The organism is Pseudonocardia sp. CA-107938 (genome assembly GCF_050936315.1).
GTDB lineage: Bacteria > Actinomycetota > Actinomycetes > Mycobacteriales > Pseudonocardiaceae > Pseudonocardia.
The window spans coordinates 1236489-1257488 of the sequence record NZ_JBNJNA010000001.1 but is presented as its reverse complement, the minus strand read 5'-3'; the positions used below and the strand labels follow the sequence as shown (position 1 = coordinate 1257488).

Sequence of the window (21000 nt, the reverse complement as noted above, 5' to 3'; positions counted from 1 at the left end):
CGAATCGGCAACGGGTCGGTGGCGCGCGGACCCCCGCCTCAGCACAACGCAGACGGGTGCGAGAGCATCTCCCCCGACATGACTGCTTGGTTGTCCGTCCTCGTGCCGCTGCTGGTGATGTTCTTCGCGCTCGGTATGGAGCGCGTGGAGTCCAGGCTGCGGGAGTCCACCGTGCGCCCGGAGGAGCTCGAGGAGCTGCTCGACCGGCCACGACCCGACGAGGTCCGTGCCCTCTTCCGCCAGGGCACCGGACGCGCGCTCGAGCTGTTCCGGCTGCGCAACCGGACACCGCGCAGCCGGCGCGCACCGCGCCGCAACAAGGCTGCCTGAGCCTTGCCAGTACGGACGTACTAGTCTCGTGCGCAACTACCGCCGGTAACCCTTCCGGGGGTGCCATCGGTGAGTGCCAGGTCACATCGGTGGGCGGACCCCCTAGACTGCCGCGGGTGATCAGCCGCGGGGCAGCGGCGGGGACGAGGAGCGAGCAGTGGACGAGGTTCTGATCCGGGCAGGGATTTTCCAGGGTGTCGAGCCGCACGCGGCCGAGGCGCTCGCCCAGGCTCTCGACCCGGCGGAGTTCGCGCGGGGCCAGGTCATCTTCGCCGAGGGTGAGCCGGGCGACCGCCTCTACATCGTCGCTGCCGGCAAGGTGAAGATCGGCCGCAAGTCGCCGGACGGCCGGGAGAACCTGCTCATGGTGGCCGGCCCGTCCGACATGTTCGGCGAGCTGTCGATCTTCGACCCGGGGCCGCGCACGTCGTCCGCCACCGCGGTCACCGAGGTCCGCACGTACACGATGGACCGGGCCGCGCTGCGCGAGTGGATCGGCAAGCGCCCGGAGATCGCCGAGCAGCTGCTGCGGGTGCTGGCCCGGCGGCTGCGGCGCACCAACAACGCGCTCGCCGACCTGATCTTCACCGACGTGCCCGGCCGCGTCGCGAAGGCGCTGCTGCAGCTCGCGCGCCAGTTCGGCTCCCAGGAGTCCGGCCTCCTGCGCGTCACGCACGACCTCACGCAGGAGGAGATCGCCCAGCTCGTCGGCGCCTCCCGCGAGACCGTCAACAAGGCGCTCGCCGACTTCGCCCACCGCGGCTGGCTGCGGCTGGAGGGCAAGAGCGTGCTCATCCTCGAGCCGGAGCGGCTGGCCCGCCGGGCGCGCTGACTCCGGAAACCCGGCCCTGATCGGGGCCGGGTCCGTGCGAGGCTGGTGATCGTGGCTGCCTCCTCCACGTTCTCCGACTACCGGGCCGTGCTCACCCTGCGCGGAGCACGGCTACCCGTCCTCGCGTCCGCGATCGGCCGGCTGCCGATCGCGATGTTCTCAATGGCCACGCTGCTCTACGTGCAGCGCACCACCGGCTCGTTCGCCGCGGCCGGGCTGGTGTCGGCCGGCACGCTGGTCGGGGTGGCGCTCGGATCGGTCGGGCAGGGCCGGATCGTCGACCGGCTGGGCCCGGCCCGGCCCCTGCTCGTGGCCGCGCTCGCGTTCGCCGTCGCGGCCGGCGCGCTGCTGTGGGCCATCGAGACCCGCCAGCACGTCGCGGTGCTCGTCGCGCTCGCCGTCCTCGTCGGGTTGACGCAGCCCGCGCTGCCGGGTGCCTCACGCGCGCTGTGGGGCGTGCTCGTCCCGCCCGGCCCGCGCCGTGACGCCGCCTACGCCTACGAGGCCATCAGCCTCGAGGTGTTCTTCATCCTCGGGCCGGCGCTGGCCGCGTTCCTCGTCGCCGCGCCGTGGCCGGGCACGGGGCTCGTGGTTGCGGTGCTGGGGCTCGTCCTGGGCACCGTCGGGTTCGCGCTGAGCCCGACCGCGCGGCGCCAGGAGGTCGCCCCGGTGGCGGAGGGCGCGGGGATGCTCGGCGCGATCGCCCGACCCGGCATGCGGACGGTCGCGGTGGCGTCGCTCGGGTTCGGGCTCGTCGTGGGCGCGGTCGAGGTCGGGGTGCCGGCCGTCACCACGGCGGCCGGCAGCGCCACCCTCGGCGGCGTGCTGCTGTCGGTCTGGTCGATCGCGTCCGTGCTGGCGGGCGTGCTGTACTCGCTGCGGCCGTGGCCCAGGCCGCTGCACCTGCGCCTGCCGGTGCTCCTGGCCGGTTTCGGCGCGATGGGCGCCGTGATGGCCGCGACGGCGCTCGCTTCCTCGCTGGTGCCGCTGGTCGTCGCCATGCTGGTGGCCGGTGCGCTGATCACGCCGCAGGTCACGGCCCACTCGCTGGCCGTGGAGGTCGCGGCTCCGGCCGGCGCGGCCACCGAGGGCTTCGGCTGGGTGATCACCGCGGCGACCCTCGGCATCGCGGCCGGCTCGTCCATCGCGGGGATCGCCGTCGAGCAGGCCGGACCGCCCGCGGCGTTCCTCGCCGGCGGGGTGGCGGGGGTCGCGCTCGCGGCGCTGCTGTGGGTGCGCCGGGGCAGCCTGGTCGCCGAGCCGGCGCCGGCAGCAGCCTGATCAGGCGCTGCGCAGGTAGTCCAGCTGGGCCCGGACGGACAGCTCCGCGGCCCGCCACAGCGAGCGGTCCACGTCCGCGTACACGTGCTCGACGACCTGCGCAGGCGACGCGTCCGCGCCCAGCGTGGCCAGCGCGGCCCGGACCTGGTCGAGCCGCTGCTCGCGGTGCGCCAGGTAGCCGGACGCGATCGCGGCGGCGTCCGGCAGTTCCGGGCCGTGACCCGGCAGCACGACCGTGCCGGGACTTAGCTCGGCCAGCCGCCGCAGCGACGTGAGGTACGGGCCCAGCGCGCCGTCCGGGTGCGCGATGACGGTGGTGCCGCGGCCGAGGATCGTGTCGCCGGTCAGCACCGCCGGGTCGGCATCGGGCCCGTCGAGCAGGAACGACACCGAGTCGGCGGTGTGGCCCGGCGTCGCGACGACCTGCAGCCGCACGCCGGCGGTCTCGATCACCTCTCCGTCGACGAGCGGGGCACCGCCGACGGTCAGTGCCGGGTCGAGCGCCCGCACCGGCGCGCCGGTCTGGTCGGCGAACCACGGCGCCCCGCCGACGTGGTCGTGGTGCCAGTGCGTGATCAGCACGAGCGCGACGGTGCCGGCGGCTTCCGCCACCCGTTCCAGGTGCGGGACATCCTCGTCGCCCGGATCGACCACCACGCACGCGGCCGAGCCCGGGGCGCGCAGCAGCCAGGTGTTGGTGCCGTCGAGCGTCATCGGGCCGGGGTTCTGCTCCAGCACCACGGACGCGAACGGGGTGACGGCGCGCAACCGGCCGTAGGCGAGTTCGGTCATTGCTGCCGCGCGATCTCGGACGGCCGGATGCCGAACTGCAGCACGCCGGGGGTGATGGGTTCGATCGGGCGCGCATCGGCCGCGGCGAGCACGGACGCGGTGTCCGGGTGCTCGGCCAGCTCCTCCAGCGTCGTCACGGTCGGGGTCATGAGGGCCAGCTCGCCGCGCTCCGCACCGGCCAGCGCGTCCTCGGGCCGCCACCAGGTGGCCTCCACGGCCTCCGTGGTGCGCGCGTCGGCCTCCTGGCCCGGCGGCACCGCGGCGACGAAGAACGCGGTGTCGTAGCGCCGCGGCGACACTTCCGGGGTGATCCACCGGGCCCACGGGTGCAGCTCGTCGGCGTCCAGGGTGCGACCCTCCGCGGCCAGCACCTCGTCGAGGGTGCGCCGCCGGGCCACCAGCTCCTCGCGCTCGCTCGCCGGCGCCGGCCCGGGACCGGCGAGGAGGACGCCGCACTCCTCGAACGTCTCGCGCACCGCGGCCCGCACGAACGCCGTTGCCAGCTCGTCGTCGCAGCGCAGCCGCTCCGCGAACCATGACGGTCGGCGGCCCGACCATCCCGTCGCGACGCGGTCGTCGTCGGCCACCCCGCCACCGGGGAAGACCGTCATGCCGCCGGCGAACGCCATGCCGGCGACGCGCCGCTGAAGGAAGACCTCGAGGTGCGGCGCGTCACGCACGAGGATCACGGTCGCCGCGGGCTTGGGGACAACGGGCACCCGAGTCAGCGTAGGCGTCAGCGGGCAGGATGGCGGTGTGACGCGTTCCGCTCCCCTGCGCATCGGGCTCGTGGGCGGCGGGCACTGGGCCCGCACCGTCCACGCGCCCGCCCTCGTCGCGCACCCCGGCGTCGAGTTCGCCGCGGTGTGGACCCGCCGGCCCGAGGCTGCGGCGGGTCTCGGTGCGCCCCTCGCCGGTTCGTTCGCCGAGCTCGTCGACGCGGTCGACGCCGTCGCGTTCGCCGTCCCTCCGCAGGTGCAGGCCGGGCTCGCGATCGAGGCCGCCTCCGCCGGACGGCACCTGATCTGCGAGAAGCCGCTCGCCGCCGACGTGGCCGGCGCGCGCAAGGTGGTCGACGCGGTCGCTGCGGCGGGGGTCGTGTCGTCCGTCGTGCTGACGCTGCGGCACGACGCCGGTGTGCAGGAGTGGCTCGCCGGGTTCGGCCATCAGCCGGCGTCGCCGGACACCGTCGGCCTCGCCCGCTGGCTCTCCGGTGCGCTGCTCGGCGGGCCCTACGCCACGTCGGGATGGCGGGCCGAGCCCGGCAACGGCGCGGTGCTCGACCTCGGCCCGCACGTCGTCGACCTGCTCGAGAGCGCGTTGGGGCCCGTCGTCGACATCGAGTGGGCCCGCTACGACGAGCCGGACCTCTGGCGGTTCGGCCTGCGCCACGCCGGCGGCGCGCGCTCGACGACGGTGCTGTCGCTGCGGCTGCCCGTCGACCCGTCGGAGATCGAGATCGCGGCGTACGGCGGTGCCGGGACGCACGTGTTCCGCGGCCGGGTCGCCGACGCGCAGGAGTGCTACAAGGCCCTCCTCGACGAGTTCCTCGCGGCCGTCCACGGCACCGGGCCGATGCCCGTCGCCGATGCGGCCCGTGGGCTAAGACTGCAGGAGATCGTGGACGGCGTGCGCGCGCTCGCGCGCTGACGGCCTACGACGCGTCGGGCGGGTTCTCGGTGCGCCGGTTGGGCCCGCGTCCGTTCGACCCCGGGCGACCGGTCGCCGAGGCACCGGGCCGGCGGGGCTTGCGACCCTGCACCAGCTCGGCCTGCAACCGCGCGAGCAGCTCGCGGTCGGCGTCGCTCAACCTGGCCGGCTCCGGGCGGGTGGCCGGTCGCGACTCGGGGCCGCGCGGGGCGGGCGGATCCGGCCGCTCGCCGCGCCGGTTCGGCTGCATCGGGGTGGGCCGGGGGGCGCGCAGCTGTCGTGGCGGCTCCGGAGCCGGAGGCTCCTCGTGCAGGTCGAGCCCGTGCCGGGGCGCGGGCTCCCGCTCGACGTCGTCGTCGACGTCACCGTCGTCCGGCTCGTCATCGGTGGTGGCCGCCGGCTCGGCCGGTGAGCTCTCCAGCTCGTCGAGCGGCATCGCCCACGCGCCGGACTCCCACTCCGCCGCCCAGCTGTCCTCAGGCGACGGCTCGGGCTCCGGCGCGGGTTCCTCCGCCGCGGGCTCCTCGGCCGGCTCGTCCGGCTCGTCCGGCACGGGGGCGAGCGGGTGCCGGGACGGTCCGACGAGGTGGTCGACGCCGAGCGGGTCGTGCTCGTGGATCGTGGGGTCGAGCAGCGGCGCCATCAGCGGCTCCGACAGCGGCCCGGACAGCGGGTCGGACAATGCGGACAGGGCCGGTGCGTCGGCTGCGGGACGGCGCCGCGGGCGCGCGGGCGGGATGTCGGCGAACGGGTGCGGCTCGCTCGGGTCGAGCACCGGCTCGGGCTCGACCGGCTCCTCGTCGGCGGGCTGCTCGACGGCCTCGGCGACCGGCTCCGCCTCGGGAACCGGTTCGGTGACCGTGGGCTCGTTGTCGACCGGGCGGACGATGCGCACCGGCTCGGTGACGGCGGTGGTCTCGGGGGCCGGCACCGTCGGCACGTTCTCGGTGATCGGCTCCGGCACGGGCGCGCCGCCGACGGCGACCGGGACCGCAGCCGCCAGCGCGGCCCTCTGGTACGGCGGTGGCGCCTGACCTGCGGCGATCACCTCGACGGAGGCGTGCACGCCCCCACGGGCCAGACCGGACGCGACGAGGTAGGACAGCATCTCGCCGGAGTGGCGGACCGGGTCGATCTCGACGATCACGACGGGGTGCGGCAGCGGCCCGGGGGCCGTGCCCGCAGGGGTGAGCCGCCACGTGAGGTGCACCGACGTGCCCTGGAGCTGCCGCGCGGGCAGCGCCCGGACCGCCGCGGCGACGTCGCCAGCGCCCGCCGGAGCCGCGGCGAAGCGGTGCTCGACGGTGGGTTCGGCGGCCGGTGCGAGCTCGATCGGGTCGATCCCCGCCCGGGCGGCGCGTGCGGCGTCGGCCAGCGCGGTGCGGACGGGCGCGGGCAGCGCGATGCGCTCGGCCACCACGTCGGCGGTGACGAGCGAGACGGCCCGCGCCTCCTCGCCCACGGCGGCCAGCTCCCGCACCCAGCCGAGCAGGTCGTCGTCGACGTGGCCGGCGAGGCCGAGCAGCAGCTGGTGGGTCGACTCGTACGTGGGACCCTCCATGCCGGCCGCCTCCGATCTCACCACGTCACACGCTCGCCTGCTCCGGTGCTGCCGCGCCCCAGAGCGTCGTGCTCCCGATGATGGCTGCCCGGTGGTAGGCGGAGGGCTCCTCGTGCGGTGGAAGCACCTCTACGCACGGTGTGCGGTCGCCATGCGCCCGCAGGATGCGTTGGACCGTTGCGGCGAGCCCCCAGGGGGTATCGCCACCCTCGATGGTGACGATGCGTTGCCGCCCGTGCGGTCCGACCCGCCAGGACTGCTGCAACCGGGTGACGCCAGGGTGGTCGCGGACGACGGCGAGCACGGCCAGCGCGGCGGCGTCCAGTGCCGTGTCGGCGGCCGGATCGAACGTCGGGATGTCGGGGGAGCCGACGGCGGGCAGGATCGAGTCGAGCAGCCGCGGGGAGGCCCCCCACGCGCCGGCGCACGCGCCGAGCAGCTCCATCTCCTCGTCGCTGAGCCCGATGCGGTTGCGCAGCAGCTCCCGCGGCAGCGTGGCCGCGAGTGCTGCCCGTCCTCCGGCGGCGAGCCAGTCACGCAGGCGCCACAGCAGCTCGTCGGGGAGCCGGTCGGCCAGTCGCAGCAGGAGGTCATGGCATGCCGCCTCGGGCGTCCGCGTCATCCCGGCTCCACCTCCACGATCAGCTCGACCTCGACGGGCACGCCCAGCGGCAGCTCGGCGACACCGACGGCGGACCGGGCGTGCTTGCCGGCCTCCCCGAAGATCTCGGCCAGCACGTCGGACGCGCCGTTGATCACGCCGGGCTGCCCGGTGAAGCCCTCGGCCGAGGCGACGAACCCGACGACCTTCACGACGCCGGTGACGGCGTCGATGCCCACGAGCGCGTCGACGGCCGCGAGCGCGTTGAGGGCGCAGATGCGGGCGAGCCCGGCCGCTTCCTCGGCCGTGACGGTGTCGCCGACCTTGCCGGTGGCGGCGATCTTGCCGTCGACGAAGGGCACCTGACCTGCGGTGTAGACGAGGTTGCCGGTACGGCGCGCCGGAACGTACGAGCCGGCGGGGGCCGCGACGGACGGCAGCGTGATGCCCAGCTCGGCGAGGCGCTCGGTGGCTGTCGTCACGACTGGACCGGCCGCTTGAACCACGCCACGAGCTGCTCGTCGCGGGGCCCGGTCGTCACGGTGACCAGCTCCCAACCGTCCCGGCCGAAGTTGTTGAGGATGGCCTGGGTGTTGTGGATCAGCACCGGGGCGGTGAGGTACTCCCACTTCGTCCTGGCAGCTCCGGGAGCGCGCGGGGCCGATGATTCGCTCGCAAGCTCGCTCATGCACCCGAACTGTAGTGCGCCTCTCGTCACCACCGGTCGGGCGGGCGGTTCAGGGCGCTTAACCTGAGAGGGTGACCGAATGGGCGACGGGTGCCGGCTGGAGCAGCGAGCTGTCCGCTGCTCGCCTGCACGTCGTGTCCGGCAAGGGCGGCACGGGCAAGACGACGGTCGCCGCGGCGCTGGCCCTCGCGCTCGCCTCGGGCGGGCGCCGGACGCTGCTCGTCGAGGTGGAGGGCCGGCAGGGCATCGCGCAGCTGTTCGACACCGCGCCACTGCCGTACGAGGAGCGCAAGATCGCCGTCGCGCCCGGCGGCGGCGAGGTGCGCGCGCTCGCCGTCGACGCCGAGGCCGCGCTGCTGGAGTACTTCGAGCTGTTCTACAAGCTCGGCATGGCCGGGCGGACGCTGCGCCGCATGGGCGCCATCGAGTTCGCCACCACCCTGGCACCCGGCCTGCGCGACGTGCTGCTCACCGGCAAGGTCAAGGAGTGCGTCACCCGTACCGGCGCCGACGGTCACCCCGTCTACGACGCCGTCGTGCTCGACGCGCCCCCGACCGGCCGCGTCGTCACGTTCCTCGACGTCACCACGGCGATGGCCGACCTCGCCCGCAGCGGACCCATCCACAAGCAGGCCGAGGGCGTCGTCGCGCTGATGCACTCGCCGCGCACCGCGGTGCACCTGGTGACGCTGCTCGAGGAGCTGCCGGTCACCGAGACCCTGGAGACCGTCGACGAGCTCGCCGCCGCCGGCCTGCGGGCCGGCGCGGTGATCGCCAACCAGGTGCGGCCGCAGTGGCTGCCCGACCGGTCCGTCGCGGCGGCCGCCGGTGGCCGGGTCGACGCCGCGCGGATCCGGTCCGCGCTGGCCGGCGCCGGCCTGGACCTGCCGCCCGACGTCATCGACGGGTTGGCCGCCGAGACCGTCGAGCACGCCCGGCGGATCGAGTCCGAGGCGGCCGCCCAGGAGCGGTTGAACAGCGCCGCCGGGGTGGCCCGGCTGGAGCTGCCGAGGCTGATCGGCGGCGTGGACCTGGGCACGCTGTACGAGCTGGCCGAGGCCCTGATCGAACAGGGCGTCGGGGTGGGGAAGGTGACCGCATGAGCCCCCGAGCGGCGGCCGCGCGGCTCGACATCGACGCGCTGATCGACGACCCGGCCACGAAGGTCGTGGTGTGCTGCGGCTCCGGCGGCGTCGGCAAGACGACCACGTCGGCCGCGCTGGCCGTGCGGGCGGCCGAGCGCGGGCGCCGCGCCGTGGTGCTCACCATCGACCCGGCCCGCCGGCTCGCGCAGGCGCTCGGGCTCGAACGGCTGGCCAACGAGCCCGGCCGCGTCACGGCCGTGGAGCCGGGCGAGCTGCACGCGATGATGCTCGACATGCGCCGCACCTTCGACGAGATGGTGCAGGCCCACGCCACCCCCGAGCGCGCCCGGGCGATCATGGACAACCCCTTCTACCAGACGATCTCCTCGTCGTTCTCCGGCACGCAGGAGTACATGGCGATGGAGAAGCTCGGCCAGCTCGTCGCCGGCGGCGAGTGGGACCTGATCGTCGTCGACACCCCGCCGTCGCGATCGGCGCTGGACTTCCTCGACGCCCCGCAGCGCATGTCCACCTTCCTCGACGGGCGGATGATCCGGCTGCTCTCCGCTCCCGGCCGCGGGATCATGAAGGTCGTCGGCGTCGGGTTCACGCTGTTCGCCAAGGCCGTCTCGTCGATCATCGGCGGGCAGATGCTCGCCGACGCGTCGGCGTTCGTGCAGGCGTTCGACAGCGTGTTCGGCGGGTTCCGCGAGCGCGCCGAGGCCACCTACCAGCTGCTCCGCTCGCCGGGCACCGCGTTCGTCGTCGTTGCTGCGCCTGAGCCGGACGCGCTGCGCGAGGCCGCGTACTTCGTCGACCGGCTCTCGTCGGACGGGATGCCGCTCGCCGGGCTCGTGCTGAACCGGACGCATCCGGTGCTCGCCGACCTCTCCGCCACCAAGGCCCGGGCGGTCGCCGAGGAGCTGCGCGGCTCGCCGCTGGCCGCCGCGGTCCTGCAGCTGCACGCCGACCGCGTCGACCTCTCCCAGCGCGAGGAACGCCTGCTCGCCCGCTTCAGCGGCGCCCACCCGGAGGTCGCGGTCACCAAGGTGCCGGTGGTGGAGGGCGACATCGCCGACCTGTCCGGCCTCCGCGAGATCGGCGAGCGCCTGGCCGGGCACCCCGCCCCGCAGCCCGCAGCCCGCTGACGCGTCGAGAACGACGTTGTCGTGATCAAAAAGCCCTGTTGATCACCGCAACGTCGTTCTCGACGCAGCCGGGTGGGGGCGGAGCACGCGCAGGGCAGTGGCCCCGGCCGTTGCGGTGAGCGCAGCCGCGACGACGCCGACCGGCGCCGTCCCGCCGGCGGCGTAGACCACGCCCAGCACGCCGATCCCGAGCACTTGGCCGAGCTGGCGGGCCGTCGCCATGGCCGCGCTCGCCGCTCCGGCCCGCTCCGGCGGGGCCGCGGACAGCACGGCGGAGGCGACCGCCGGCGCGGCCACGCCGAACCCGATCCCGCTCACGACCAGCCCGACCGTCAGGTTCGCATCCAGCGCGAGGCAACCCGCCGCGATCACCAGCAACCCGCCGCCGACCGCAGCCCACGGCGGCACCCGACGCACCACGGTTGAGGTCACCGCGCTCGCGACGGCGAACGGGGCGAGCGCGAGCCCGGCGGCCGCCGGATCCAGCCCCTCCTGCACCGCCACCGAGGTGTAGAGCAGCGCGGCGAAGACGATCGAGGTGGCGGCCGCGGCCGCGATCGCGCCGCCGAACCCCGCGGTGGCCAGCAGGCCAACGTCCAGCACCCCGTCGCGGCGCCGCTCGACGGCGACGAACGCGGCTCCGGCGAGCGCGGCGACGACCAGCAACCCGACGGTCCCGAGGTCAGCGCTCTCGGCCGCGCGCGTCAGGCCGGCCGTGGCGGCCCCGGCGGCCAGCGCGAACAGGGCCGTCCCCACGACGTCGAACCGGCCGCCCGGCCGGCCGGGCGTGGCCGCGATCGCGCGAGTGGCCACCGCGGTGGCGGCGAGCAGCGGCAGGTTGAGCGCGAACACCCACCGCCAGCCCGCGCCGTCGGTGAGCAGCCCGCCGACGACCGGCCCGAGCGCCGCCGCGAGGCCGTTGACGGCGAAGAAGACGCCGAGCGCCGTCCGCCGGCGCGGCTCGGTGTAGGACGCGGCGAGCAGCGCGAACCCGCCGACGGCCAGCGCCGCGCCACCCACGCCCTGCGCGATCCGCGCCGCCACCAGCGCCGCGGCAGTTGGCGCCAGCGCGCAGCCGAGCGACGCCGCCGCGAACACCGCGCACCCGGCCAGGTAGGCGCGGCGCTGCCCGACCCGGTCGGCGATCGCGCCGGCCGAGGGCACCAGCACGGCGAGGACCAGCGGGTAGCCGCCGGCCACCCATTCGAGGGTGGCGACGGGGACCCCGAGATCCCGGCCGATGGCGGGCAACGCCACCGTCACCACCGTCGTGTCGAGGAGGAACACCGCAGAGCCGAGACAGACCGCCACCAGCGGCCACCAGGTACGCATGCCGTGACGATGAGGTGGAGCGCGTCGATTCGTCCCGAGATCGACGATCTGTGCGCGTTCCTGTCAGCGACATACGATCCTGTGGTGGATCCCGTCACGCTGGACGACGTCGACCGCGGCCTGCTGCACGCCCTCCAGATCGACGGCCGGGCGTCGATGCGCGTGATCGCCGCGGCGCTGGACGTCTCGGAGAACACAGCGGCCCGCCGCTACCGCCGGCTGCGCTCCGCGGGCGCTCTGCGGGTGATCGGTGCGCTGGACGGTGCCCGCCTCGGCTACGAGACGTGGGTGGTGCGGCTGCGCGCCACCCCGGACGCCGCCCTGCCCCTGGCGCTCGCGCTGGCCCGGCGCGACGACACGGCGTGGATCTACCTGGTGTCCGGCGGCACCGAGGTCGTGGTCGCCGTCCAGGCGCCCAGCGCGGGCTCCCGCAACGCGCTGCTGCTGCGCGAGCTGCCCCGTACCGAGCAGGTGCTGGACATCTCCGCGCAGGTGCTGCTGGTGGGCTTCGCGCTGCCGTCGGACTGGGGCCGGCTGGCGCACCTCGACCCGGACCGCGCCGCTGCCCTGCGCCCGCCGGCGGCGGAGGACGACGACTCGCCGTTGACCCTCGAACCCGCCGACGAGCCGCTGCTCGCCGAGCTGCTGCGCGACGGCCGCACCTCGTCGGCGGAGCTCGCCGCCCGCACCGGCCGGTCGGTCTCGAGCGTGCGCCGGCGGATCGCCCACCTGCGCACGACCGGGCTGCTGTCGTTCCAGCTCGACGTGGTGCCGGAGGTGCTGGGCCTGCGGACGCAGGCCCGGCTGTGGCTCTCGGTGGCGCCGAGGGACCTGGTGCAGACCGCGACCCGGCTCGCGGCCCACCCCGACGTCACGTTCGTGGGTGCCACCACCGGCGCCACCAACCTCGTGGCCACCGTCGCCTGCCGGGACAACCGCGCCCTCTACCGCCTGCTCACCGAGCACCTCGCCGGCGTGCGCGACGTGGAGACCGCGCCGGTGGTGCGCACCGTCAAGCGGGGCGGGGCGCTGCTGCCGCGCTGACGGCCGGGCGCTGCTCGCCCGACCCGGCGTAGTGCTCGTCGCGCGCCTGGTTGAGCAGGGCGGCCCACGACCGGACGTCGGGTCGGGTGCGCAGCAGGGCGCGGCGCTCCCGCTCGGTCATGCCGCCCCAGACCCCGAACTCGATGCGCTGGTCCAGCGCGTGGGCCAGGCACTCGGTGCGGACGGGGCAGGTCCGGCAGAACTGCCTGGCCTCGCGCTGCGCCGCGCCCGTGACGAACAGCTGCTCGGCATCGCTGTTGCGGCACAGAGCCGCGTTCCGCCAGTTCGCCCCCATCATCAGTGTTCCCCTCCCATGGTCACGTCGTCGGGCTCGAGCCCGCACGGCCACCTTTGACGGATTCTGGGAGCTGTCGGTTCCCCTCACTACCGAGTAGAAGTACTCAACTTCGCTCCGTATGCGCTGACGTGGGCGGAACATCCCGCCGCGTACCCTCGTGTCCCGTGAGTGGTGAGCGCAGGGTCGCCCGTTCGATCGGACTGCTGGCCGCGTGCGTTCTCGGTGCCGGCACCCTCGTCGCCGGGATGGCCTTCCCGGCGGCGGCCGGTCTCGGCCTGCTCTCCAACCGGGCCGGCGACAGCGTCACCAGCGTCACCACCGACGTCGTCGATGGGCCGCTGCCGCTCACCAGCACGATCACCGACAGCGCCGGCAACCCGATCGCCCGCTTCTCCGAGCCGAACCAGAACCGCACGGAGCTCACCGCCGACAAGATCTCGCCCGCGATGAAGGCGGCGATCGTGGCGATCGAGGACCGGCGCTTCTACCAGCACGAAGGGGTCGACTGGCAGGGCACGATGCGGGCCCTGATCGCCAACTCCACCTCGGGCGACGTCGTCCAGGGCGCCTCGACGCTGACCCAGCAGTACGTCAAGAACTACTTCCTGTACGTCAACGCGCAGACCGAGACCGAGCGCCTCAAGGCCACCGAGCAGACCGCGGCGCGCAAGCTGAAGGAAGCGCAGATCGCGCTGCGGATGGAGCGGGAGATGTCCAAGGAGGACATCCTCACCGCGTACCTCAACATCGTCTCGTTCGGCAACGGGGCGGCCGGCGTCGCCTCGGCGGCGCGCACCTACTTCAACACCACCGCCGACAAGCTCACCGTGCCTCAGGCCGCGATGCTCGCCGGCATGGTGCGCAGCACCACCCAGTTCGACCCCGTGCAGCACCCGCAGGCCGCGCTCGAGCGGCGCAACGTCGTCATCCAGCAGATGCTCGAGCAGCAGATGATCGACAAGAACCAGGCCCGGGACGCGCTCGCGACCCCGCTGGGCATCGCGAGCCCGCTGGTCACCCAGCCGATCGGCTGTATCGGCGCGGCCGCGTCCGGCTACTTCTGCAAGTACGTCGTCGAGTACCTGACCAACGCGGGCTTCACCATGGAGAAGATCAACCGCGGCGGCTACACGATCAAGACCACGCTCGACCCGAACGTGATGGCGAAGATCAAGGCGAGCCTCGACCACGAGGTGCCACCGACCCAGCCGAACGTGGCCAACGTGATGGCCGTGACCCAGCCCGGCAAGGACAAGCACCGGGTGCTGGGCATGGCGTCCAGCCGCACCTTCGGGCTCGACGCCGACAAGCAGGAGACCAGCTACGGGCTGCCGTACGAGCCGGTCAACCTGGGTGCCGGCTCCGTGTACAAGATCTTCACCGCGGCAACGGCCATGAACAAGGGCATGGGCATCGACCACGTGCTCGAGGTACCGCCCAGCGGGTACGCCTCCCCGATCTACGTCGACGGCAACGGCAAGCCGATCCCGGTGAAGAACGCCGGCGAGTACGGCGGCGAGATGACGCTGACCCAGGCGCTGGCCACCTCGCCGAACACGGCGTTCATCAAGCTGGAGGAGTTCACCGGGGTCCCGGACGTCGTCGACATGGCGGTGAGGCTGGGCATGCGCTCGCTGGCCACCACGAAGTTCGTCGACCCGCTGACCCGCCGGCCGACCGACCGCTCGATCGCCGAGGTCACCAAGGCGCAGAAGCAGGCGTCGTTCACCCTCGGGGTGAGCCCGACCAGCGTGCTCGAGCTGTCCAACGTCGGCGCCACCCTCGCCAGCAGCGGCGTGTGGTGCCCGCCCAGCCCCATCGACTCGATCACCGACCGCGACGGCAAGCCCGTCCCGATCACCGAGGCACCCTGCGAGCAGGTCGTCGAGCCCGGCTTGGCCAACACGCTGCTCACCGCGCTCAGCCAGGACGACGTCAGCGGCACCGCCGCCGGCGCTGCCCGGCAGGTCAAGTGGAACCGGCCGATGGCCGGAAAGACCGGCACCACCCAGCAGCACAAGTCCGCCGCGTTCGTCGGCGTGGTGCCGCAGATGGCCGGTGCCGTGATCACCTTCGACAACTCCAACCGGCCCCGACCCCTCTGCGACGGCGCCGGCGCCCCGTTCGCGTGCGGCAGCGGCAACATCTTCGGCGGCAAGACCCCGGCGCAGACCTGGTTCGGCGCCATGACACCGCTGCTCGAAGGGCAGCCCGTGATCCCGCTGCCGCCGGTCGAACCGAGGTTCGTGCGCGGCGGCGCCGAGAAGGACGTGCCCAACGTCGTCGGGCGCGGGCAGAACGACGCGCGCAGCGTCCTGGAGCGCGCCGGCTGGCAGGTCGCCACCCTCACCGTCGACAGCGGCGCCCCGCGCGGCACCGTCGTCCAGCAGTCCCCGCGGGACCACGCGCTGCCCGGCCAGCAGATCGTGCTGAGCATCTCCAGCGGCACCGCGCCCCCGGAGGGCGACGGCGGCGGTGGTGGCGACAACGGCGGCGGCGGCGACGGCAACTGACCCGGACGCGTGATCGCGTTCGCGCCCCCCGCGCCGGTCAGCGGCCTACCATCGGTGCCCATGGCCGCGGACGATGCGCTCGAGGTGCGCGTCGAGCCGTGGCCGTCCGGTCGGCGCCGACGCCAGAATCCCCCGACCGTCCCGGGGCGCCCGCTCGTGCTCCGGTCCTACCGCCGGCCACCGCCCCCGCCGATCGACCTGACCGCCCCGCGCCCGCCCGTGGTCGACGACACGTCGCTGCTCGGGTTCTCCCGGTTCACCCACAGCAAGGTCGGGCGGCGCGTCTACCGCGGCGCGATCCTCGCGCTGTACGGGCTGATCATCGTCCAGATGATCTGGGCGATGGTGCACGCGGTGTGACCGCCAGACCCTCGTAGCTCCCCAGACGATCGACGCCGTCGAGGGTCGTGACCATGCCGACGTAACCGTCCGGACGGACCAGCACGGCGATGCCGTCCTGCGCGTCGTACGCCGCTCGCGCGTGCCCCTCGACGTCGACCACGGTGTGCTCGTCGACCGGCTGCCCCGGCCGGACCACGGCGTAGGCGGGCAGCTGCGCGGGCAGTGCCGCGACGTCCGCCGACCCGAACACCAGCAGCGTCCAGTGCGGGCCGCGGAACAGGTCGAACAGGCGGATCGACCGGCCGTCGGCCGTGGCCACCGGAGCGTCCGGGGCACGGTCGCCCGCCCGCAGCGCGCCCGGTGCGGCGCGGTCGTCGCGGGAGAGCGGGCCGCCGCGGTAGCCGAACGCCAGGCCGTGCACCTCGGGACCGCGCACGTGGGCGTCGGCGTCGCCGCGGCGGTGCTTCTCCAGCAGTCCCGTGCTGATGTCCAGTGCCGCGCGCGCCGCGGCCATCCGCTCCAGCTCGTAGCTGTCCAGGACCGCGGGCGGGGCGCCGTCGAGCGTCGCGGCCAGCTTCCAGCCGCGGTTGTAGGCGTCCTGGATGCCGGTGTTCATGCCCTGGCCGCCGGTCGGCGGGTGCACGTGTCCGGCGTCGCCGGCGAGCAGGACCCTGCCCTCGCGGAACCGCTCGGCTAGCCGGGTGTTCGCCCGCCACGTGGTGTGCCAGGTGACCTCGCGGACCACGATGTCGGACCGGCCGGTCGCCTCCGTGACCTGACACTGCAGGTAGTCGCGGATCGGCTCGCCCGCATCGGTCGGCGGCCGCGCCGTCACCACGAACAGCTCGGTTCCGGCCAGCGGCACGATCGCGACCCCACCGTCCCCGACCTGCCAGATCCGGCCGTGGTCGCGGCCCACGCCGTCCACGCGGGCGTCCGCGAACAGCGTGGTGGTGGCTTCGTCGGTCTCGCCGGGGAACGCGATGCCGAGCGTCCTGCGCACCGTGCTGCGACCACCGTCGGCACCCACCAGGTACCGGGCCCGCACGGGCTCCGCGCCGGACAGCGTCGCGGTCACCCCGTCGGCGTCCTGGACGAAGTCGGTGAGCTCGACGCCCAACTCCACCTGGACGCCGAGCTCGGAGAGCCGGGTGCGGAGGATCTCCTCGGTGCGGAACTGGGGCACGAACCAGATGTTCGGGAACGGCACCGACGGAGTGGGCGCGGTCGGCTCCGTCATCCGGCCGGACCAGACGACCTCCTCTCCCTGGTAGGCCCGCATCTCGATGCCGAGATCGCCCGCGGCCAGCACCGCGTCGAGCACCCCGATGTCGGCGAAGATCTCGAGCGTCCTCGGCTGGATGCCGTCGGCGCGGGAGCCGCCGAAGAAGGCCGGTGCCCGATCGACGATGCGGCAGCGGACGCCGCGCACGGCGAGTTCGCAGGCCAGCGTCAGTCCGGTCGGCCCGGCGCCCACGACGAGAACATCGACATCCATGTCGCCCCCTGTTCGTACATCGTACGTTCTATTGGTACACCGTACCAGCAACTCTTGTCGGTACGTTGTGCGGATGTCGAGCGACGCGTCGTCGTTGATCTGGACCCGGCCGCCACCGGGCACGCGCCGTCCGAAGTTCAGTCGCGACCAGATCGCCGCGACCGCGCTGGCCATCGCCGACACCGAGGGGTTCGCAGCGGTGTCCATGCGCCGCATCGCCGCCGAGCTGGGCGCCGGCACGATGACGCTCTACTACTACGTCCGCACCAAGGACGAGCTGGTCGCGCTGATGGACGACGCGATCATGAGCGAGGTCCTGATCCCCGATGACGAGTTCCCGAGCCACTGGTACGACGCGCTCTCCGCCGTCGCTCAACGCACCTGGGACGTTCTGGTGCGGCACCCGTGGGTGATGCAGTCACTCGCGAACGCGTCGTCCGGCCCGAACGCCATGCGGCACTTCGAGCAGTCGCTCGCCGCACTGGCCGGTACGGAGCTCGCCGTGGCGGACAAGTTCGCCCTGCTCGCCGCCGTCGACGACTACGTGCACGGCAACGCCTTCCGATCCGCCGAGTTCCAGGCCGCGTCCGCGTCCGACATCGACGACGCGGCCGTCGACGCTGCCGTCCGCTTCGCGGAGACCCAGTACGCGACGGGTCGGTTCCCGCACACCCAGGCGCTGTTCGGTGGCAGGGACCCCCGTGAGGTGTTCGCCCAGCTCATCGGCGACACGACCGCACGCGACCGGTTCCGGCACGGCCTGTCCATGCTGCTCGACGGTGCCGCGCGCCGGCTGGACCTCGACCTGCCCGCGCCGTGAGGCGCCCGACTACGCTGGTCGGGAGCCGCGCGCGCTGAGGAGGTGGCGGCGATCGACCCCCGTCCGGATCCGATGCCGCCGCTGTCGGCCTCCACGGCCCACCGCGTGCGCAGCGTGCTGGCCATCCCGGCCTTCCGCAGGCTGTGGACGGTCACGTCGGTGGCCGGGATCTGCGACTGGCTCTCGCTGCTCGCCCTGTCGGCGCTGGCCACCCAGCTGACCACCGGCTACCAGGCGCAGAGCTTCGCGCTCGGCGGCGTCGTGGCCACGAAGCTGCTGCCGTCGCTGCTGCTGGGCCCGCTCGCCGGCGCGCTGGCCGACCGCTTCGACCGGCGCCGCCTGATGGTGATCTGCGACCTCAGCCGGTTCGCGCTGTTCTTCTCCATCCCCGTGATCGGGTCCCTGACCTGGCTGTTCGTCGCCACGTTCCTCATCGAGATCTGCGCGATGTTCTGGATCCCGGCCAAGGACGCGTCGGTGCCGAACCTGCTGCGCCGGCCCGACCAGGTGGAGACGGCCAACCAGCTCAACCTCGTGATGACGTACGGGGTCTCGGTAATCACCGCGTCCGGCCTGTTCACGCTGCTGTCGAGCACCGAGCGGATCTTCGGCTGGTCGCGCTTCGACACCGTGCAGATCGCGCTGGGCGGCTCGGGCCTCGCCTACCTGGTGATCGCGTTGACCGTGCTGCTGCGCATCCCGGAGATCTCCGGGCGGGCTCGCGAGCGGCGCGAGATGGCGCCCGGCGTGCTCGCGATGATCCGCGACGGCGCCACGTTCGTGACGCGCACGCCGCTCGTCCGCGGGCTCGTCATCGGCATCGTCGGCGCGTTCACCGCCGGTGGCGCGGTCATCGGCACCGCCACGCTGTACGCGAAGAGCCTCGGCGGCGGCAACGCCGCGTACGGGCTGCTGTTCGCGTCGGTGTTCGTCGGGTTGGCGATCGGCATGGGCGTGGCGCCCCGGATGGCGCACAAGATCCCCCGCAACCGGCTGTTCGGCGCCGCCATCGTCGCCGCCGGCGCGGCGCTGGTGCTCGTCGCGCTCGCCCCGCACCTCTACGTCGCGCTGGTCGCGGTCATGGTGGTCGGGGGCTGCGCCGGCATCGCGTTCCTCACCGGGCTGACGATCATCGGTGCGCAGGTGGCCGACGAGGTGCGCGGCCGGGTGGTGGCGTTCGTCCAGTCGATCGTGCGGCTGACACTGCTCGGCTCGATGGCGCTGGTGCCGCTCGGCGTCGGGCTCGTCAACCAGCAGCGCGTGCAGCTGTTCGGCGCGTCGTTCCTGGTGGACGGCACCCGCGTGGTGCTGCTGGCCGGCGGCCTGGTCGCTGCCGTCGTCGGGGTGCTCGCATACCGGCAGATGGACGACCGGCGCACCGAGCCGATGCTCTCCGGTCTGCTCGCGGCGCTGCGCCGCGGCGACCCCCGCGACGGCCACGGCGTGCTCATTGCCGTCGAGGGTGCGGCCACCGCGTCGCACGCGGCGGAGCTGGCCGCCCGGCTGCGCGCGGAGGGTCACTCCGTCGTCGAGCCCGACGACGGCGAGACCGACCGCGCCCGCTGGGCCGCCGTCACCCGCGAGGCAGCGCTGTCCGGCCGCCGCGCGAAAGCACTCGCCGCCGCGGCCGTACGCGCCGACCAGGTGGAACGGGTGATCCGCCCGGCGCTGGCCGCCGGCGCGGTGGTCGTCGTCGACCGGTTCCTCTCCGGGCCGCTCATGCAGGCGATCGAGGAGCAGTCCGGCGCTCGCCTGGACGCGACCGAGGTGGAGAGCCTCGCCGCGTGGGCCACCGGCCGGCTCCGGCCGGACGTGTCCGTGCTGCTGGACTCGCCGCCCGCCACCCCGGCCGGCGGGCCGATCGAGCACGTGCGGGTCCAGCGGCTGCTCACCCACGTCGCCGCCGCCGAGCCGCACCGCTACGTCGTCGTCGACGCGGCGGGCGACGACGTGGTCGACCGCATGCTCGCCGGGCTGCGGCCGCTGCTGCCCCCCGTCACGGCGTCCGGGGCGGAGGTAGGTGTCGAATGACGGTCTGGGACGAGGTCGTCGGGCAGCCGTCGGCAGTCGCCGAGCTGCGGGCCGCGGCGGAGAACCCGTCGGCGATGACCCACGCGTGGCTGTTCACCGGGCCGCCCGGGTCGGGGCGCTCGGTGGCGGCCCGCGCTTTCGCGGCGGCGCTGCAGTGCCCGCAGCACGGGTGCGGGCAGTGCACGTCGTGCCACACCGTGATGGCCGGCACGCACTCCGACGTGCGGGAGATCGTGCCCGAGGGGCTGTCGATCTCGGTCAAGGCGATGCGCACGCTCGTGCAGCAGGCAGCGCGTAAGCCCGCCATGGGTCGCTACCAGATCCTGGTGATCACCGATGCCGACCGGCTCACCGAGAACGCGGCCAACGCGCTGCTGAAGTTCGTCGAGGAACCCCCCGACCAGACGATCTTCCTGCTGTGCGCGCCGTCGGACCACCCGGAGGACGTGCGCATCACCATCCGCTCCCGCTGCCGCGCGATCGCCCTCCGCATCCCGTCCCCGGACGCGATCGCCGACGTGCTCGTCCGCCGCGACGGCATCGATCCCGAACAGGCCCGCTGGGCGGCGTCGGTGTCGGGCGGGCACGTGGGACGGGCGCGCCGGCTCGCCCGCGACGAGGCCGCCCGCAAGCACCGCGACGCCGTCCTCGGCCTGCCGATGCGCATCCGCGGCCTCGGCGACGCGTTCGCCTTCGCCGGCGACGTGGTGCGCGACGCGAAGGCCGAGGCCACGGAGCTGTCCGAGACCCGCGACCTCGCCGAACGCGAAGAGCTCGCCGTCGCCATGGGCGCCGGCGGCACCGGCAAGGGCGTCGCGGCCGCCGCCCGCGGCGCGAAGGCCGCCGAGAAGGAACTGGAGCGCCAGCAGAAGTCGCGCCACACCCGGACCCAGCGCGACGCCATCGACCGCGCCCTCACCGACCTCGCCGGCTTCTACCGCGACGCCCTCGTCGCCGGCTCCGGCGCGGCGGTCGCCCTCACCCACCCCGACCGCGAGTCCGACGTGCGCGCCGCCGCCACCCACTGGTCGCCGGAGTCGCTGCTGCGCCGACTCGAGGCGGTGCTCGCCTGCCGCACCGCCCTCGACGTCAACGTCAAACCCGAGATCGCGGTCGAGGCGATGATGACCGCGCTGCACCGAGGCTGAGCACCC

At 74.1% G+C, this 21000-nt stretch carries 21 protein-coding genes; 12 read left to right on the top strand and 9 right to left on the bottom strand.

The genetic code is table 11. The features are described from left to right. Positions 1 to 78 precede the first annotated feature (78 nt). The 3 genes from ACQEVB_RS06285 to ACQEVB_RS06275 all read left to right on the top strand — a co-directional run bounded on the left by ACQEVB_RS06285 (position 79) and on the right by ACQEVB_RS06275 (position 2443). A complete protein-coding gene (locus ACQEVB_RS06285; protein WP_432966358.1) occupies positions 79 to 330 on the top strand; it encodes a hypothetical protein in 252 nt (83 codons plus the stop codon). 157 nt (positions 331 to 487) lie between these two features. Beyond that, entirely contained in the window at positions 488 to 1162 is a 675-nt protein-coding gene (locus ACQEVB_RS06280) for a Crp/Fnr family transcriptional regulator (RefSeq protein WP_432966357.1), read from the top strand. 51 nt (positions 1163 to 1213) lie between these two features. Next, entirely contained in the window at positions 1214 to 2443 is a 1230-nt protein-coding gene (locus ACQEVB_RS06275) for an MFS transporter (protein ID WP_432966355.1), read from the top strand. On the opposite strand, the gene ACQEVB_RS06270 is transcribed toward ACQEVB_RS06275, so the two are convergent. Together ACQEVB_RS06270 and ACQEVB_RS06265 are read right to left on the bottom strand one after the other, a co-directional pair. Then, positions 2444 to 3235 carry an MBL fold metallo-hydrolase gene (locus ACQEVB_RS06270; protein WP_432966353.1) on the bottom strand — a complete coding sequence of 264 codons (792 nt, stop codon included), beginning with the start codon at positions 3233 to 3235 and terminating at the stop codon, positions 2444 to 2446. Further along, positions 3232 to 3954 carry an NUDIX hydrolase gene (locus ACQEVB_RS06265; protein WP_432966351.1) on the bottom strand — a complete coding sequence of 241 codons (723 nt, stop codon included), beginning with the start codon at positions 3952 to 3954 and terminating at the stop codon, positions 3232 to 3234. Before ACQEVB_RS06265 ends, ACQEVB_RS06270 begins: the two co-directional genes overlap by 4 nt. Before the next feature lie 37 nt (positions 3955 to 3991). On the opposite strand from ACQEVB_RS06265, the gene ACQEVB_RS06260 reads away from it, so the two are divergent. After that, positions 3992 to 4885, top strand: a complete 894-nt coding sequence (locus tag ACQEVB_RS06260; protein ID WP_432966349.1) for a Gfo/Idh/MocA family protein — start codon at positions 3992 to 3994, stop codon at positions 4883 to 4885. 4 nt (positions 4886 to 4889) lie between these two features. On the opposite strand, the gene ACQEVB_RS06255 is transcribed toward ACQEVB_RS06260, so the two are convergent. Genes ACQEVB_RS06255 through ACQEVB_RS06240 form a run of 4 tightly spaced genes read right to left on the bottom strand, consistent with a single transcriptional unit; the run spans position 4890 to position 7735 of the window. After that, complete coding sequence (locus ACQEVB_RS06255; protein WP_432966347.1) at positions 4890 to 6446, bottom strand: hypothetical protein; 1557 nt, start codon at positions 6444 to 6446, stop codon at positions 4890 to 4892. A 25-nt stretch (positions 6447 to 6471) separates the two neighbouring features. Then, positions 6472 to 7068, bottom strand: a complete 597-nt coding sequence (locus ACQEVB_RS06250; protein WP_432966345.1) for a hypothetical protein — start codon at positions 7066 to 7068, stop codon at positions 6472 to 6474. Beyond that, positions 7065 to 7529 (bottom strand): RidA family protein, encoded by a 465-nt coding sequence (locus ACQEVB_RS06245; protein WP_432966343.1) that lies wholly within the window; start codon positions 7527 to 7529, stop codon positions 7065 to 7067. Before ACQEVB_RS06245 ends, ACQEVB_RS06250 begins: the two co-directional genes overlap by 4 nt. Continuing rightward, complete coding sequence (locus ACQEVB_RS06240) at positions 7526 to 7735, bottom strand: hypothetical protein (RefSeq protein ID WP_432966341.1); 210 nt, start codon at positions 7733 to 7735, stop codon at positions 7526 to 7528. Before ACQEVB_RS06240 ends, ACQEVB_RS06245 begins: the two co-directional genes overlap by 4 nt. A 71-nt stretch (positions 7736 to 7806) precedes the next feature. Here ACQEVB_RS06240 and ACQEVB_RS06235 point away from each other — a divergent pair, with 71 nt between their 5' ends. Together ACQEVB_RS06235 and ACQEVB_RS06230 are read left to right on the top strand one after the other, a co-directional pair. Next, a complete protein-coding gene (locus tag ACQEVB_RS06235) occupies positions 7807 to 8838 on the top strand; it encodes an ArsA-related P-loop ATPase (protein WP_432966339.1) in 1032 nt (343 codons plus the stop codon). Further along, on the top strand, positions 8835 to 9968 hold the full coding sequence (locus ACQEVB_RS06230; RefSeq protein ID WP_432966337.1) for an ArsA family ATPase: 1134 nt from the start codon (positions 8835 to 8837) through the stop codon (positions 9966 to 9968). Before ACQEVB_RS06235 ends, ACQEVB_RS06230 begins: the two co-directional genes overlap by 4 nt. 42 nt (positions 9969 to 10010) lie before the next feature. Here the strand turns inward: ACQEVB_RS06230 and ACQEVB_RS06225 are convergent, their stop codons facing one another. Beyond that, a complete protein-coding gene (locus tag ACQEVB_RS06225; protein ID WP_432966335.1) occupies positions 10011 to 11300 on the bottom strand; it encodes an MFS transporter in 1290 nt (429 codons plus the stop codon). A gap of 84 nt (positions 11301 to 11384) precedes the next feature. On the opposite strand from ACQEVB_RS06225, the gene ACQEVB_RS06220 reads away from it, so the two are divergent. Beyond that, entirely contained in the window at positions 11385 to 12344 is a 960-nt protein-coding gene (locus ACQEVB_RS06220; protein ID WP_432966333.1) for an Lrp/AsnC family transcriptional regulator, read from the top strand. Here the strand turns inward: ACQEVB_RS06220 and ACQEVB_RS06215 are convergent. Beyond that, positions 12313 to 12642: a WhiB family transcriptional regulator gene (locus ACQEVB_RS06215; protein WP_432966331.1), complete on the bottom strand. Its 330-nt coding sequence runs from the start codon at positions 12640 to 12642 to the stop codon at positions 12313 to 12315. The genes ACQEVB_RS06220 and ACQEVB_RS06215 overlap by 32 nt on opposite strands. 164 nt (positions 12643 to 12806) lie before the next feature. Here ACQEVB_RS06215 and ACQEVB_RS06210 point away from each other — a divergent pair, with 164 nt between their 5' ends. Together ACQEVB_RS06210 and ACQEVB_RS06205 are read left to right on the top strand one after the other, a co-directional pair. Then, positions 12807 to 15155, top strand: coding sequence for a penicillin-binding protein (locus ACQEVB_RS06210; RefSeq protein WP_432966329.1), 2349 nt, complete (start codon positions 12807 to 12809; stop codon positions 15153 to 15155). Positions 15156 to 15215: 60 nt separating this feature from the next. After that, the gene (locus tag ACQEVB_RS06205; protein WP_432966326.1) at positions 15216 to 15515 is read left to right on the top strand and encodes a hypothetical protein; all 300 of its coding nucleotides are present in this window, start codon (positions 15216 to 15218) and stop codon (positions 15513 to 15515) included. Here the strand turns inward: ACQEVB_RS06205 and ACQEVB_RS06200 are convergent. Next, positions 15475 to 16995 carry an FAD-dependent monooxygenase gene (locus tag ACQEVB_RS06200; protein ID WP_432966323.1) on the bottom strand — a complete coding sequence of 507 codons (1521 nt, stop codon included), beginning with the start codon at positions 16993 to 16995 and terminating at the stop codon, positions 15475 to 15477. The two genes, ACQEVB_RS06205 and ACQEVB_RS06200, sit on opposite strands and share 41 nt — an antisense overlap. Before the next feature lie 73 nt (positions 16996 to 17068). Here ACQEVB_RS06200 and ACQEVB_RS06195 point away from each other — a divergent pair, with 73 nt between their 5' ends. The 3 genes from ACQEVB_RS06195 to ACQEVB_RS06185 are packed head-to-tail and all read left to right on the top strand — an operon-like array spanning position 17069 to position 20994. Beyond that, on the top strand, positions 17069 to 17815 hold the full coding sequence (locus tag ACQEVB_RS06195; RefSeq protein ID WP_432966320.1) for a TetR/AcrR family transcriptional regulator: 747 nt from the start codon (positions 17069 to 17071) through the stop codon (positions 17813 to 17815). A 42-nt stretch (positions 17816 to 17857) separates the two neighbouring features. Beyond that, positions 17858 to 19846, top strand: a complete 1989-nt coding sequence (locus tag ACQEVB_RS06190; RefSeq protein WP_432966317.1) for an MFS transporter — start codon at positions 17858 to 17860, stop codon at positions 19844 to 19846. After that, the gene (locus ACQEVB_RS06185) at positions 19843 to 20994 is read left to right on the top strand and encodes a DNA polymerase III subunit delta' (RefSeq protein ID WP_432966314.1); all 1152 of its coding nucleotides are present in this window, start codon (positions 19843 to 19845) and stop codon (positions 20992 to 20994) included. The genes ACQEVB_RS06190 and ACQEVB_RS06185 overlap by 4 nt, the downstream gene beginning before the upstream one ends. Positions 20995 to 21000: the final 6 nt, after the last annotated feature.